Origin of the sequence: Agreia pratensis, from assembly GCF_900177685.1 — a bacterium.
Taxonomy (GTDB): Bacteria; Actinomycetota; Actinomycetes; order Actinomycetales; family Microbacteriaceae; genus Agreia; species Agreia pratensis.
Genome location: NZ_FXAY01000003.1, coordinates 212,832 through 226,235 on the forward strand (window position 1 = coordinate 212,832; position 13,404 = coordinate 226,235).

At 65.5% G+C, this 13,404-nt stretch carries 16 protein-coding genes; 13 read left to right on the top strand and 3 right to left on the bottom strand.

Annotated features, from left to right (window positions below):
- Positions 1-3 precede the first annotated feature (3 nt).
- Genes B9Y86_RS10585 through B9Y86_RS10625 form a run of 9 tightly spaced genes read left to right on the top strand, consistent with a single transcriptional unit; the run spans position 4 to position 6,150 of the window.
- Complete coding sequence (locus B9Y86_RS10585; RefSeq protein ID WP_085485781.1) at positions 4-558, top strand: DEAD/DEAH box helicase family protein; 555 nt, start codon at positions 4-6, stop codon at positions 556-558.
- Positions 559-597: 39 nt separating this feature from the next.
- A complete protein-coding gene (locus B9Y86_RS10590) occupies positions 598-1,617 on the top strand; it encodes a WXG100 family type VII secretion target (protein ID WP_139824861.1) in 1,020 nt (339 codons plus the stop codon).
- Positions 1,618-1,666: 49 nt separating this feature from the next.
- The gene (locus B9Y86_RS10595) at positions 1,667-2,338 is read left to right on the top strand and encodes a hypothetical protein (RefSeq protein WP_085485785.1); all 672 of its coding nucleotides are present in this window, start codon (positions 1,667-1,669) and stop codon (positions 2,336-2,338) included.
- Positions 2,335-2,655, top strand: a complete 321-nt coding sequence (locus tag B9Y86_RS10600) for a hypothetical protein (protein WP_085485787.1) — start codon at positions 2,335-2,337, stop codon at positions 2,653-2,655. The genes B9Y86_RS10595 and B9Y86_RS10600 overlap by 4 nt, the downstream gene beginning before the upstream one ends.
- Positions 2,656-2,689: 34 nt before the next feature.
- Positions 2,690-3,313, top strand: a complete 624-nt coding sequence (locus B9Y86_RS10605; protein WP_085485788.1) for a nucleoside/nucleotide kinase family protein — start codon at positions 2,690-2,692, stop codon at positions 3,311-3,313.
- Positions 3,314-3,370: 57 nt separating this feature from the next.
- Positions 3,371-4,345 (top strand): tRNA pseudouridine(55) synthase TruB, encoded by a 975-nt coding sequence (truB, locus tag B9Y86_RS10610; RefSeq protein ID WP_085485789.1) that lies wholly within the window; start codon positions 3,371-3,373, stop codon positions 4,343-4,345.
- Entirely contained in the window at positions 4,342-4,710 is a 369-nt protein-coding gene (locus tag B9Y86_RS10615; protein WP_085485790.1) for a hypothetical protein, read from the top strand. Before truB ends, B9Y86_RS10615 begins: the two co-directional genes overlap by 4 nt.
- Before the next feature lie 40 nt (positions 4,711-4,750).
- Entirely contained in the window at positions 4,751-5,212 is a 462-nt protein-coding gene (locus B9Y86_RS10620) for a hypothetical protein (protein ID WP_085485792.1), read from the top strand.
- Complete coding sequence (locus B9Y86_RS10625) at positions 5,209-6,150, top strand: bifunctional riboflavin kinase/FAD synthetase (RefSeq protein ID WP_085485794.1); 942 nt, start codon at positions 5,209-5,211, stop codon at positions 6,148-6,150. The genes B9Y86_RS10620 and B9Y86_RS10625 overlap by 4 nt, the downstream gene beginning before the upstream one ends.
- 2 nt (positions 6,151-6,152) lie before the next feature.
- On the opposite strand, the gene B9Y86_RS10630 is transcribed toward B9Y86_RS10625, so the two are convergent.
- A complete protein-coding gene (locus tag B9Y86_RS10630; protein WP_085485796.1) occupies positions 6,153-7,118 on the bottom strand; it encodes an ROK family protein in 966 nt (321 codons plus the stop codon).
- An 80-nt stretch (positions 7,119-7,198) separates the two neighbouring features.
- Here B9Y86_RS10630 and B9Y86_RS10635 point away from each other — a divergent pair, with 80 nt between their 5' ends.
- The 4 genes from B9Y86_RS10635 (at position 7,199) to B9Y86_RS10650 (ending at position 11,381) form a co-directional block, all read left to right on the top strand.
- Positions 7,199-7,657, top strand: a complete 459-nt coding sequence (locus tag B9Y86_RS10635) for an SRPBCC family protein (RefSeq protein ID WP_085485798.1) — start codon at positions 7,199-7,201, stop codon at positions 7,655-7,657.
- A 78-nt stretch (positions 7,658-7,735) separates the two neighbouring features.
- Positions 7,736-9,247, top strand: coding sequence for an SDR family oxidoreductase (locus tag B9Y86_RS10640; RefSeq protein ID WP_085485800.1), 1,512 nt, complete (start codon positions 7,736-7,738; stop codon positions 9,245-9,247).
- A 42-nt stretch (positions 9,248-9,289) separates the two neighbouring features.
- On the top strand, positions 9,290-9,868 hold the full coding sequence (locus B9Y86_RS10645; RefSeq protein WP_139824862.1) for a GDSL-type esterase/lipase family protein: 579 nt from the start codon (positions 9,290-9,292) through the stop codon (positions 9,866-9,868).
- Positions 9,869-9,902: 34 nt separating this feature from the next.
- Entirely contained in the window at positions 9,903-11,381 is a 1,479-nt protein-coding gene (locus tag B9Y86_RS10650; protein WP_176223337.1) for a flavin monoamine oxidase family protein, read from the top strand.
- Here B9Y86_RS10650 and B9Y86_RS10655 read toward each other — a convergent pair.
- Both B9Y86_RS10655 and B9Y86_RS10660 read right to left on the bottom strand, forming a co-directional pair.
- On the bottom strand, positions 11,357-12,031 hold the full coding sequence (locus B9Y86_RS10655) for a Pr6Pr family membrane protein (RefSeq protein ID WP_085485804.1): 675 nt from the start codon (positions 12,029-12,031) through the stop codon (positions 11,357-11,359). The two genes, B9Y86_RS10650 and B9Y86_RS10655, sit on opposite strands and share 25 nt — an antisense overlap.
- 5 nt (positions 12,032-12,036) lie before the next feature.
- On the bottom strand, positions 12,037-13,395 hold the full coding sequence (locus tag B9Y86_RS10660; RefSeq protein WP_085485806.1) for a M20/M25/M40 family metallo-hydrolase: 1,359 nt from the start codon (positions 13,393-13,395) through the stop codon (positions 12,037-12,039).
- Positions 13,396-13,404: the final 9 nt, after the last annotated feature.

A 13,404-nucleotide genomic window follows, 5' to 3' on the forward strand; every position in this document is an offset into this window, starting at 1 on the left:
TGCATGATCGTATGGCTCAACGGCACCCACGGTGCGGGAAAGACGACAACCGCTGCGCTGGTGCAGTCGTTGCTGCCCGATTCTCGTGTCCTCGATGCAGAGCAGGTCGGCGGAGTGCTGATGAGTATCACGCCCGGTCTGCCGGAGACGGACAACTTCCAGCATTGGCCTCCGTGGAGGCCCCTCGTCGTCGAGACGGCGCGGCAGGTCCTTCATTATGCAGGGGGGACACTGGTGATGCCGATGACCGTGCTCGTCGAGGAGTACTGGCGCGAGATCAGCTCGGGTCTCGCCGGATACGGGATCCCCATACGGCACTTCGTGCTGCATGCGGAGACCCCGGTGCTTCATGACAGGATCATGAACGACGAGGTGATGGGGCCATCGAGGTTCAGACTCGCCTACCTCAAGCCCTACGAGGATGCTGCCCGTACATGGCTGCACAGAGACGCCGAGGTGATCGATACCACCGCCGTCTCGCCGCAACGCGTCGCGCAGCAGATCGCGGACTCCGTGTTGCGGGCCGGATGCGCAAACGCCTCCGACCGCGTGATCTAGGCTTGGCGACGGGCAAGGCCGACAAGGAGAGCTGCGGGAATGACGTCAGGGATGTGGGGCGCGGACACCACAGAGTTGCGTGCCCTCGCGAGGAGCATGGATTCGGCAGCGCAGCAGCTGGGTGGCATTGCGAGTTCATTGACGTCACAGATCAATGGCGTCGGCGCGTGGGTGGGTCCGGATGCAGAGGGTTTTCGTTCTCAGTGGAACGCCACGCTCCGAAAGTCGATCGTCTCGGCAAACGACGTTCTGCTGAGCGCGGCCACCGCTCTGCTGAAGAACGCGCGTGACCAAGAGGAGACCAGCTCGGTGGACGGCGCCGCCCCGGGCTCGTCGACCGCGCCGAATTCGCCAGGGCATACCGGGGCGCCCGGTTCCGGCCAGCAGCAGCACAATCCGCTTGCCGACATCCTGGACAACCCCGCCCTCGTCGCTACCGAGGGTGTGTTCAACGACATCGACGCGTTGGGCTTTCTCAGTGACGTGGCGAAGCTGCGGCTCGGGGCCAGTTTCGACAGCCTCGATGGCGCACTCGGGTTCAGCAGGTTCGAGCGAGGATTCGGTGCGCTCAATGAGTTTCTTCACGGAGAGAACTGGGGTGCAGCCACCCAGCGCCTCAGCACCGTGCTCGGAGATGGTGCGCTCGCCAGCAACGTCGGTTCGGCCGCCGAGTTTCTCGGTAAAGCCGGCAAAGTACTCGGTCCGGTGGGTGCCGTGCTCGGCGTAGCAGGAGTCGCGAACGACATCGTCAAGAAGGACTACGGGCGCGCAGCGTACGACGGCGTCGCGACGGGCTTGGGCATCGCAGCGCTGGTGACGCCGCCGCCGGTCGATTTCGCCCTGGGCGTCGCCGCTGGGGGCATGGCGCTCGGATCGCTTCTCTACGACGACGTTCCCCTGGTGCACGACGTCGTCGACAACACCACGGCCGCCATCGGCGATGCGGCGAACGCAACAGGCAAAGCCATCGGTGCGGGTGCTGAGGCTGTAGCCCATGGGGCTGAAGACTTCGCCGAGGGAGTGGCCGAGACAGCCAAGAAGTTCTGGCCTTTCGGATGACCGCACTGAAGAAGGCTGAACAGATGACAACCGTATACAAGGAGCAGACATGACTCTCTTCACAACCGACGGCCCACCCGCCCCCGCAACCGCTGAGCCGAACGGCAGCGTCGTCTGTTTCGGCGCAGCCGAGGTTGCATACGCGATCTCGCTCTCCGCAGGCGTGCAGAAGCGTCAGGCCATCTCTTTTCTTCAGGTCGATGAGGCGTTTCTGACCGAGCAGATCATCGCTCTGGGTGCGTCCAGCCTCCTGGCCCATGGACAGCTCTCACTGGAGGGCGACGTGTTGAATGCGAGCGGGGGAGTGAGACTGCTCGCTGCAGCCCTTCAAACGGCGACGCGGTGGACGGAGATCGCACTCATCAACGAAGAGGGCACGACTGCCGCCGTCTTCATCAGCGCGCCGGATCTGTCGATCTTCCTCCAGCCGGCAGCCATGAGCACATGGGAACTCGTAGTGAAGGCGCCCATCGCCTCGGACGCCGACATGCTGATGCAGATCGTCGAGAGCAACGCCTCGCGGCATCCGGTCGGTGTCACGTACTTCGGCACGGAAACGGCGACCTCACCCAAGAACCATCTGTTCGTCCGGGCCTCGGAGAACGGCGCCTGGGATGTGGCCGACGTGGAGAACGCCGACGACGAACGGCATACCGACGGCGTCTCATCCGAGGTGCTGAGAGCGCGTCTTGGAACATTCGTGGAGCTTCCTGCGCAGTGAGTGCGAACCTTCCGTCCGAAGACCGCGTTCCCGCCGAGCCGTTCGCCTGGATGAGCAAGACCAACCCGACCGGGCCCTATCGCTTCACACTCCGGAGCCCCGCGAGCGAGGCTGCGATGGGGATTTTTCTGATCGTCGCCGGCGTCGGGCTCGTGGCGCTTCTGCTGGCGGATCCGTCTGCGCCGGCGATAGCCATGGCCGTCGTGCTGTTCGTGCTGGCCGTCGGTGCAGGCGTGCTGCTTCTCGTGATGTCCGTCGCCCGAGCCCGCTGGATACGGGCGTACAAGAGGGTGCACGGCCACGTTCCGCCGTATTGATCCGTTCGCCCGCAGGCGTGCCTACACTTGATGCGTGCCCTCAGACTCCTCGCGAGAAATCGCAGACCGCCGCCGCTTCTTCGATGCGCAGGCGGCCGAGATCGCGCACAACTACGGGCGGGGTCGCGCCGTCGTCGCCGTCGACGGCGCCGTCGGAGCTTCGGAGTTCGGCCGCGAGCTCGTTGCGGCTCTCGATCGAGCGGGTCACGCATCCGTCTTCGCCTCGATCGACGACTTCGTGCAGCCGAAGGCTCCGGGTGAGGCTGCCGTGCAGGCGTCATCCGATTACTACGAGCGGCGCTACGACTACGCCACTTTCAGGCGCGTGCTCGTCGATCCGTTCCGTCTCGGGGGCAGCGCCGGCTTCGTCGTGGCGGCCTTCGACGAGAGTGCCTCTCGGGCGATCGAGCCGGTATGGCGAACGGCGCCGGCCGACGCCGTTCTGGTGGTGACCGGACCATTCCTCGCCCGGCCAGAACTGCGCGGAACGTTCAACTACACGATCTTCCTCGATACGCCGGCGCGCCCGCACCCCGCCGCACTCGATGAGGCCCTCGATCGATATACGGCCGAGGCCGGGCCGCGCTTTGCGGCGACGGCCATCGTCGACACCACCGACCCCGACCGTCCCCGGAGGGTGTTCGCAGACAGCTGCTGACTCGCTGGCCGCGGTTCTCTGCCCGATCGCGGTGCACCGCGCGTTTACAGTTGAGGAGTGCCACACCAGTTCACCCGAGAAAAAGCCGAGCCGTCGACACGTAGCGGCGTCCTCCTGATCGACAAGCCGGAGGGACTCACGAGCCACGATGTGGTCGCCCGCACCCGCCGACTGGCGGGTACCCGAAAAGTCGGCCACGCGGGCACGCTCGACCCCATGGCAACGGGGCTGCTTGTTCTCGGAGTGAACGCCTCGACGCGACTGCTCACCTACGTCGTCGGCCTCGACAAGGAATACCTGGCGACGATCAGACTCGGAGTCGCGACGACCACCGACGACCGCGAGGGAGAGATCGTCTCCGTCGCCCGAACGGGCGCTGTCAGCGCTCTGGGTGCGGCGGACATCCGGTCTCAGATCGATGCCCTGACGGGCGACATCGAGCAGACGCCGAGTTCGGTGAGCGCCATCAAGGTCGACGGCAAGCGAGCGTACGCGCTCGTTCGTGAGGGGGTCGAGGTGCAGCTCAAGTCTCGACCGGTCACCGTGTCCGAGTTCGAGATCCTCGACCAGCGCGCCGCGAGTACCGAGGATGGCGCCGATGCGCTCGACATCGATGTGCGCGTCGTGTGCTCGTCGGGAACCTACATTCGTGCTCTGGCCCGCGACCTGGGCGGATCTCTCGGCGTCGGCGGTCACCTGACCGCCCTGCGGCGCACTCGAATCGGCCCGTTCAGTGTGGCTGAGGCCTCCGATCTCGAGACCGTCGTCGTGGCCGAGGCCCTCGAAGCGCCAGCCGCGACGGCGTCGCGACTCTTCACGACGCTCGAGCTCACCCAGGAGCAGAGCGTCGACCTCGGGCACGGCAAGAGACTCGCGTTGAGCGACGATGTTCCGGATGCCGTGGGCCCGGTCGCCGCGATCGCTCCGGACGGTCGTCTGGTCGGCCTCGTGTCTGTCACGGCCGGTCGCGCCAAGTCGCTCGTGAACTTTCCCGCGGATCCCGAGCAGATGCCGAACGGAGCGTCTGAATGATCGAGTGGCTCACCATCGTGCAGGTGGCGGTCGCTGTCGCCGGAGGCATCCTGTGTCTGGCCCTCGGATTCGCGGGGCGCAAGCCGAACGATTACACGCTCGGCGTGGTGGCACTCGTGGAGGTGCTGCTGGTCGGCCAATTGATCTCGGCGATCGTGTCTCCGTTCGCCGGCAATAGTCCGAGTGGCGACCCTCTCGAGTTCTACACGTACCTCATCTCCGCGCTGCTGCTTCCGGCCGCGGGGGTGTTCTGGGCGCTCGTCGAGAGAACCCGCTGGAGCACGGTGATCCTGGGTGTGGTGTGTCTCGCTATCGCCGTGATGGTCTACCGGATGAACGTGATCTGGTTCGTGCAGGGCGCCTGACGGCGTCGCGGCGTCGCACGGGTTGTAAACTCGATTAGCCATGCCAGAACTCACTGCTCCCGCGCCCCGCTCGACACGCTCGAAGGGCGTCGGCAGGGTACTCATCGTCGTATACGGCATCCTCGCCCTCGGAGCTACCGGGCGCTCGTTCGTGCAGATCGCACATTCGGTCGAAGACTCTCAACAGGTGCCGCTGGCGTTCTGGCTGTCGGCCCTCGCCAGCGTGGTCTACATCGTCGCCACCATCGCTCTCGTCGCACCGGGCCGGGTCTGGTACCGCATCGCGTGGATCACCATCACCTTCGAGCTCGCGGGCGTACTCGTCGTCGGCACCCTCAGCCTCACCCATCCTGAGCTCTTCGCCAGGCCGAGCGTCTGGTCGTGGTACGGCAACGGCTACCTCTTCATCCCCCTCTTCCTTCCGGTCTTGGGCATGATCTGGCTCCGTTCGCGCCGAGTCGGGGTCGATGCGGCAGATCGAGACGCCTCGGACGCCGCATGAGAGTCTTCGCCGACCTCGATTCCGTTCCCTCAGACATCGGCCGCACCGCTGTCACCATCGGCAAGTTCGACGGCGTCCACGCCGGCCACAGGGCTGTGATCCGGCAACTGCTCGGTGTGGCCGAAGCGCAGTCGCTGACGAGTGTCGTCGTGACATTCGACAGACATCCACTCGCGCTGCTCTCGCCCGGCAGCTGCCCGGCGACTCTCGTGGGCACGGAACGCAAGGTCGAACTGCTGTCGTCGACCGGTGTCGACGCGGCTCTCGTCCTCACCTTCGACAGGGCATTCGCAGATCAGAGCCCCGAGGAGTTCGTGTCCCGCATGCTCGTCGACGCTCTGCACGCCAAGGTCGTTCTCGTCGGAAGCGATTTTCGCTTCGGGGCGCGCGGCGCCGGCGACGTCGGCCTGCTTCGAGAACTCGGGCGGCAGCATGGCTTCGAGGTGCAACTCATCGACGACGTGCGGCTCGACGGCGACCGCAGGGTGTCATCGACCTGGATCCGCGAACTTCTGCGCGACGGCGACGTCGAGGGTGCAGCGGAGTTGCTCGGCCACATCCCGACCGTGCGCGGCATGGTCGTGCACGGCGCGAAGAGGGGGCGCGAACTCGGCTTCCCCACGGCCAATCTCTCGCCGGAGTCGCAGGGTCTCATTCCGGCCGATGGAGTCTACGCGGGATGGCTCACCGACAACGGCGTGCGATACCCGGCGGCCATTTCCGTGGGCAACAATCCGACGTTCACGGGTGTGCCGCAGAAGCAGGTCGAGGCATTCGTTCTCGATGAGGACATCGACCTCTACGACCACATCGTCGACGTGGAGTTCACCCATCGCATCCGCGGCATGGTCAAATACACCGGAGTCGGGCCGCTCATCGAGCAGATGAACGACGACGTCGTGCAGGTTCGAGGACTGCTGGCCTCGATCGACCGGTAGACCTAGATCGACCGGTAGATGAGAGCTGCGGCGCCGATCAGCGGGCCATCCGCATCGAGACCGGTGGGAAGGACCTCGACGCGACGCGCGTACTCGAACCGCGAGTAGCGGTCGATCGCGGTGCGGATGATGTCGAAGAGGTCGGGGGTGACCTGAGAGAAGCCGCCACCGATGACGACGACCTCGAGATCGAGAAGCGTCGACACCGAGGCGATCGCCCGCCCGATCGCCGTCGCGCTTCGAGTCACGGCGGCCACGGCGATGCGATCCTTCTCCGCATAGGCCTTGGCGAGGTCCTCGCCCGTCTCGCCCTCGAAGCCGCGCGCCCTTGCCCAGGCGACCGTATGCGGGCCTGCGGCGATCTCTTCGAGCGTGCACGGAGCATCCATCTCGGTGAATCCGGGCACCTCGAGCTGCCCGATGTGACCGGCGTTGCCCGAGAATCCTGCGACCACGGAGCCTCCCGAGATGACACCACCGCCCACACCGGTCGAGACGATCATGCCCATCATGTTGTCGATGCCTCGACCGGCACCGACCCAGTTCTCGGCAAGGGTGATGCAGAGGCCGTCGAGCCGCAGGACAGAAGGTGCATCGTATCCGGCGTCGAGCGCGGCGGTTGCGACGGTCTCGCGCAGAGGAAAGTCGCGCCACACGGGCAGGTTGACGGGGGAGACTCGGCCTCGCTCACGATCGATCGGGCCCGCGGCGCCGATGCCTATGCCACGAAGCGGCGTTCCCTCGGGAACGCGCTGAAGCGACGATTCCACAACGGCGACCACGGCGTCGGCGAGTTCGCTTGACGAACGATCTCGACCGGTGGCACGCCGAAAGCGGCTGCCTTCCACGAGCGTTCCGTCGTCACGGACGAGGGCTGACTCGACCTTGGTTCCGCCGAAGTCTACCGCAAGCACAATGCTGGCTGAGTGAAGGGTCGATATGGTCGGTTTCGGGCTCTCGGTTGGCACGCAGTCAGCCTAGGCCACGGTGCGCCCGTACCCCGAGAGGATGCACATCGGCTGTCAGCCGTGCCGGATATCGTGAGGACATGGTCTTCGACGCGAACGCAGTACCCATGGCGCCACGCCGCGTCGTAGAGTCCCGCATCGAGGTCGTGTTCTCTCCGGCCGTCGTCTGGCATTGCCTCGTCGATCCCGTGCTTCTCGACGGCTGGCTGGGCCACGTGTTGACAGACGGACGTGTCGGCAGCAGGTTCGCGGTTGTCTGGCCCCTGGGCGAGCCCCACGAAGCCGATTGGTTCGGAACGATCGACGAGAGCGAACCGCTGAGACGACTGACTGTTCGGTTCGACAGGTGCACCAGGGTCGAGTTTGACATCGCTGCTGTACACCCAGCAGATCCTCGGTCCTGCGCGGTGATCGTGCGGCACGAGGCGTTTCTCACATCACCCGAAGAGCGTGCGGTACGGGCCTTCTGGTCCGATCGACTACGTGACCTCTCGGAGCTCCTGCATGGCCGCCCCGTCGATTGGGACCGTGCCGAATGACGATGACGCTGAGCCGACGGTAGCCCGGGGCGTGTCAATGCCTTCCTGGCTCACACGTGCGCCCCGTAGCGTGAGCGGATGGAAACATCTGCGCAGTCTCGTGTTCTCGTCACCGGAGCGACAGGATACGTCGGCGGCAGGCTCGTTCCTCGTCTGATAGATGCGGGATTCCGGGTGCGGGTTCTCGTGCGCGACCCCGTCAAACTCACGGACGTTCCGTGGGCGTCTGAGGTCGAGATAGTCACGGGCGATCTCGATGATGCGAGCACTCTGCCTGCAGCGATGGAAGGCGTCGAGGTGCTCTACTACCTCGTGCACTCGATGGGCAAGGCCGGACACTTCCGAGACCAGGAGGAACGGGCGGCTGACAACGTCGCGCGAGCGGCGAAGAACGCCGGCGTGAAGCGCATCGTGTACCTCGGGGGACTCCACCCCGAGAACGGGCGCCTCTCCGAGCACTTGGAGAGCAGGAAGCGGGTCGGGGACGTCCTCCTCGCCTCCGGCGTGCCGACGGTCGCTCTGCAGGCGGGGGTCATCATCGGATCGGGCTCGACATCGTTCGAGATGGTGCGTCACCTCACCGACGTCCTGCCGTATATGCCCGCCCCGCGCTGGGTCCGCAACCGCATCCAGCCCATCGCGGTGCGCGACGTGCTCTATTACCTCGTGCACTCCGCTACCGTGCCATCCGATGTCAACCGCACCTTCGACATCGGCGGCCCCGACGTTTTGCGCTACGGCCAGATGATGAACGGGTATGCCCTCGAGGCCGGACTGAAGCAGCGCCCCATCGCCGCGCTGCCTGTGATGACCCCGTGGCTCGCCTCGCAGTGGGTCAACCTCGTGACCCCGATCCCGCGAGCTCTCGCCGTGCCCATCATCGCCTCGCTGCAATTCGACTGCGTTGCACACGAAGACGATATCCGCACCCTCATCCCCGATCCCGAGGGAGGGCTCACACCATACAGGCGCGCCGTTCGACTGGCTCTCGAGAAGGTCAACACCGGGGCGGTCGAGACGAGTTGGCAGAACGCGGTAGTCCTTGGCGCTGCGAGCGATCCACTGCCGTCAGATCCCGAATGGGCCGGCCACACGGTCTTTCTCGATATCAAGCAGCGTCAGAGCAGCGCGGATCCATCGGAACTGTGGAAGGTGATCGAGGGCATCGGGGGAGAGAACGGCTGGTACTCGTTTCCTCTCGCCTGGGCGGCACGTGGCTGGATGGACAAACTGGTCGGGGGCGTCGGACTGCGTCGCGGTCGGCGGAGCGCTACCGAGCTGCACAACGGTGATGCACTCGACTTCTGGAGGGTCGAGACCATCGAGCGCGGCTCCCTCCTGCGACTTCGGGCAGAGATGAAGGTTCCCGGGCTCGCCTGGCTCGAGATGCGAGCGACGCCTGCAGACCACGGCCAGGGCTCCATCTACGACCAGCGTGCCGTCTTCTTTCCCCGCGGGCTCGGCGGGCGCCTCTACTGGTTCTCGATCCTTCCCTTTCACGGCGTCATCTTCACCGGAATGGCCAACCGCATCACCGCCGCCGCGGAGAAGGCTACGACGACCAAGCCGGGGTCCACGCCCTCGCCGTGAATCGACCGCCGCGTATCATGGCGTGTGATCACTATCGGAGGCATGATGACTGACAAGCCCGTGACCGCATTCGTCGGAGACAGCATTACCGCCGCAGGAGCCTGGCAGGACTGGTTCTCCGACGTCGATGCGCGCAATTTCGGCGTCGACGGAGAGACGACAGACGGACTGCTCGAGCGGTTGGACGCCGTCATCGAGGCCGATCCTCAGACCATCGTGCTGCTCATCGGCACGAACGATCTTGCCGAGCGCCGCAGCATCGAGCGCATCGTGCGCAACATCGAGAGTGCACTCGTTCGACTGCACCAGGAGTTGCCTGATGCGCGGATCCTCCTGCAGTCCGTACTGCCTCGCGGGCGTGAGTACGCCGAGAACGTGCGAGAGATCAATCGTCACATCTGGCAGTTCGCGGCCACGCAGCGGGTGCACTATCTCGACCTGTGGCCGGCGTTGGCCGACGGCGACGGTGAGCTGAACTCGGACTTCAGCGAAGACCGACTGCACCTCAACCAGGCGGGCTACGACGTGTGGCTGTCCGAGCTGCGTCCCGCGCTCGAGAGGGTCAACGACCTTCCCCCCATGTCTCGCCCGATCAGGCTGCCCGACCTCTCCGCGCAGTGACGCGGCGCCAGCGGCCGGAGTCTTCGATATGACCGTGGATCGTCGTACATTTCTGGTGGGCGCTGCAACGGGCGCGGCAGTGCTCGCTCTCTCTGCCTGCGTCGGTCCTCCACGCCCTGCGCCCACATCGACCACACCGATGCCCTCGCCGACGCCCGGTACCGTCCCTGCGCCGAACGGGTTCATCCGGTCGAACTGGGCTTCCGACCCTTTCTCTCTCGGGAGCACCAGCTACATCCCCGCGGGCGCATCGCCGGATGCGCGCGAGACCCTCGCTGAGAGTGTCTCCGACCGCATCTTCTTCGCGGGTGAGGCGACGAGCAGCGACTATCCCGGCACGATGAACGGCGCGCAGAGCTCCGGTGAGCGAGCGGCCGCAGACGTGCTGCGTCAGGCATCCGATGGCGAACGCATCGGTATCATCGGGGCGGGGCTCGCGGGTTCCGCTGCCGCCAAAGCCCTCGTCGCGGCAGGCTATGAGGTCGTCGTCTTCGAAGGCCGCGACCGCGTCGGGGGTCGGGTGGATGCTCATGGTCCCGGCGATTGGCCGTTGGCCGTCGACCTCGGCCCGAGTTTCGTTCGCGGTGTCGACTCGTCGACCCTGACGGATCAACTCAAGAGCCACGATGTCGTTACCGTGCCCGTCGATGCCACGTCGCGAGTGCAGCTCACCCGAGCATCCGACACGGTGCCCGACAATGCCGTCGGCCGTGACGCCGTCGATGCCGCGGTCGCCTGGGGCGCCGCTCAGTCGCGAGACCCGAATCTCGGTGAGGCGCTTGCGCAGGGGAGCGGTGCATCAGTCGACGTCTCGGTCGATGAGATCGGTATAAGCCCTGCCTCGCGCGTCGCAGAGTATGTCGACAGGACTGTGGTCACGGTGCTCGGGGCCGATGCTGGCGAGCTCTCCACCTGGTACGGGCTCGATGACTCGGCCGCGGGGGAGGGGGGCGATGCCTTCGTCGTCGGTTCGGCCCAACAGGTGATCGTCGACGCGCTCGACGGTGCCGATGTGGCGCTGTCGACACCGGTGCGCGCCGTGTCGCTCGACGACGATGCCGTTCGACTCAAGATGGCGACAGGGGAGTCGATTCGAGTCGACCGCGTGATCGTCACGGTGCCTCTCGGCGTGCTCCAGTCCGACTCGATCACGTTCGATCCACCGCTTCCCTTCAGCCACCGCACAGCGATCGCCACCCTTGGATCGGGAGCCGTGGAAAAGGTGTGGCTCCGCTATGACACACCATTCTGGACGCAGGAAGAGGCTTTCTGGAGTCTCGTCGTCGACGCGCCCGCGTTCGCAGCGGAGTCGACCCCGGCCCCGTCGGCGGCCCCATCGGACTCGGACACGCCGCTGATCACGCAGTGGATCAACTTGATGCCGCTCACGGGTGACGCGATTCTGATCGGCTTGGTCGGAGGCAGCGTCGCCCGAGCATTCGCTGATCTCGGTGACAACGAGGTGCGCGATATCGCGTTGGCCAGCCTTCAGCCCTTCCTGGGCGCGTCGTGAGCGCGTCGTCTCGTTAGAGCGATGAGCCCCGCGGCCAGCCCGACGATGACGAGCAGAATGGCCCCGGAGTACGCGGCGAACTCGAGAGGACCGGACACCTGGCCCGGGTCGAGAAAGAAGTACGGGTACCAGCCGACGATCGAGCCCCGGATCATGGTGAAGCCGCCCCACACGAGCGGGTAGATCAGAACGAGCCACAGTCGTCGCCATGGAATTCTCGTGCGACCCGGCGCCACGACCCAGTCGACGATCACGTATGACGGGATCCAGAAGTGCAGCAGCTGGCTCGACCAGGGAACCACGATGCGGTAGTTGTAATCGCCTGCCTGGCTGACGATCAGCCCGAACACGATTCCGGAGATGATCGTGAATGTGGCCGTCAGCATCCGGGCCGTCATGAGCCACCCCGGATCGGTCGGGCGTCTGAACGAGAGCCACGCGCCGATCGTCAGCACCACGACTCCGGCGGCATTGCTCTGATTGGTGAAGTAGGTGAAGTAGTTGACGGTGGAGAAGCTGCTGAAACCGAGGATGTACTGGAAGTCGCCGACGAGGGCGACGATACCCACGATCGCCACCACCGCACGCGCCACCCCGAAGGCGATGCGTGATCTCGTCCGACCGGAGCTCGGCCTCGTCTTCAGCCGCACGCCGGCTAGAGTCGCTCGATCAGGGTTCTGTAGAACCGTATTCCAGACACGAACGTGCGCACGTGCATACGCTCGTCGGTCGCGTGCAGGGTGGCGCGTTCCTCCGACGACATCTCGAACGGTGTGAACCGATAGACGTGCGCGCTGAGGGCAGTGAAAAATCGAGCGTCGCTCGCGCCGAGCATGACGTACGGCGACACGATCGCGCGGGGATAGACGGCAGCGATCGTGTCTGAGAGAAGTTGCCACGCGGGGCCTGTGGAGGGCGAGACGGGAGACGGCTCGCTCGGAGTGCTCGCTTCGACCACCACGAGCGGGTCGCGGACTGCGCGCCTGATGTGTCTCAGGGTGGCGTCGACGGAGGTCCCGATCGCAATGCGAGTGTTGACCACCGCGACCGCACGTTCGGCCAGGGCATTGGCGGAGTCGCTCGCACGAAGCTGTGTGACGGCTGCCGTCGTGCGGATCATGGCGTTCGTCTCGTCACTGAGACGGGAGAAGAGAGCGAGCAGGAGCACCCGGAATATGCGCGCTCGGGTGAAGAAGAAACGGAGTAACGGAGTGGAGTGCGCGCCGATCGTTTGGATCATCTCGATGGTGGGCTCCGGAAGCGACGCAGGGAAGGGCCGCTTCTCGAGGCGAACGAGTGCCCTGGCGAGTCTGGCGGTGGCTGTCATGCGAGGGGGAGTCGAGGCGTGACCGCCGGACCGTTCGACCGTCAGTGTGACGTTCGCCATGCCCTTCTCGCTCACCCCGACCACCGCGGTAGCTCGGCTCACTCCCGGAAAGACGTGTTCGATGACGGCTCCGCCCTCGTCGAGCACGAGTCGCGGGTGCACGCCCCTGCGCTCGAGTTCTGCCGCGAGGGCCGCAGCACCTGAACCAGCTGTCTCCTCATTGTGGCCGAAGCTCAGATATACATCGTGCTCAGGGGTGAAGCCCACGTCGAGGAGGCGTTCCGCAGCCTCGAGGATCGCGGTGACGGCGCCCTTGTCGTCGAGTGTTCCTCGCCCCCAGACGATCTGCTCGACGCCCGTGCCCGTGACGGTGGCGGCAAACGGCGGATGCGCCCAGCCCGTCTCATCATCGGCCGCCACGACGTCGTAATGCGCCATCAGTACGGCCTCATCGCCCTGAGATCTACCCGCCCAACGAAACAGGAGGGCGTGTCCATCGACGACGTCGACCGACATCGAGGAATGAACCCGAGGGTAGAGCCGCTCAAGCGTCGAGATGAATTCGTCGAAGTGAGACCAGTCGATCGACGACTCGTCGAGGCGCGAAACGGTGGGAATCGTGATCAGAGTGCGCAGATGATCGAGTGCGAGCTCATCGCTGTGCCGCTCGGCCGCCTCATCTTCCACACCACGACT

Coding starts and splice junctions, on each gene's coding strand:
- B9Y86_RS10585 (WP_085485781.1), top strand. CDS start 4: ATGATCGTATGGCTCAACGGCACCCACGGTGCGGGAAAGACGACAACC.
- B9Y86_RS10590 (WP_139824861.1), top strand. CDS start 598: ATGACGTCAGGGATGTGGGGCGCGGACACCACAGAGTTGCGTGCCCTC.
- B9Y86_RS10595 (WP_085485785.1), top strand. CDS start 1,667: ATGACTCTCTTCACAACCGACGGCCCACCCGCCCCCGCAACCGCTGAG.
- B9Y86_RS10615 (WP_085485790.1), top strand. CDS start 4,342: ATGATCGAGTGGCTCACCATCGTGCAGGTGGCGGTCGCTGTCGCCGGA.
- B9Y86_RS10620 (WP_085485792.1), top strand. CDS start 4,751: ATGCCAGAACTCACTGCTCCCGCGCCCCGCTCGACACGCTCGAAGGGC.
- B9Y86_RS10625 (WP_085485794.1), top strand. CDS start 5,209: ATGAGAGTCTTCGCCGACCTCGATTCCGTTCCCTCAGACATCGGCCGC.
- B9Y86_RS10635 (WP_085485798.1), top strand. CDS start 7,199: ATGGTCTTCGACGCGAACGCAGTACCCATGGCGCCACGCCGCGTCGTA.
- B9Y86_RS10640 (WP_085485800.1), top strand. CDS start 7,736: ATGGAAACATCTGCGCAGTCTCGTGTTCTCGTCACCGGAGCGACAGGA.
- B9Y86_RS10645 (WP_139824862.1), top strand. CDS start 9,290: ATGATGACTGACAAGCCCGTGACCGCATTCGTCGGAGACAGCATTACC.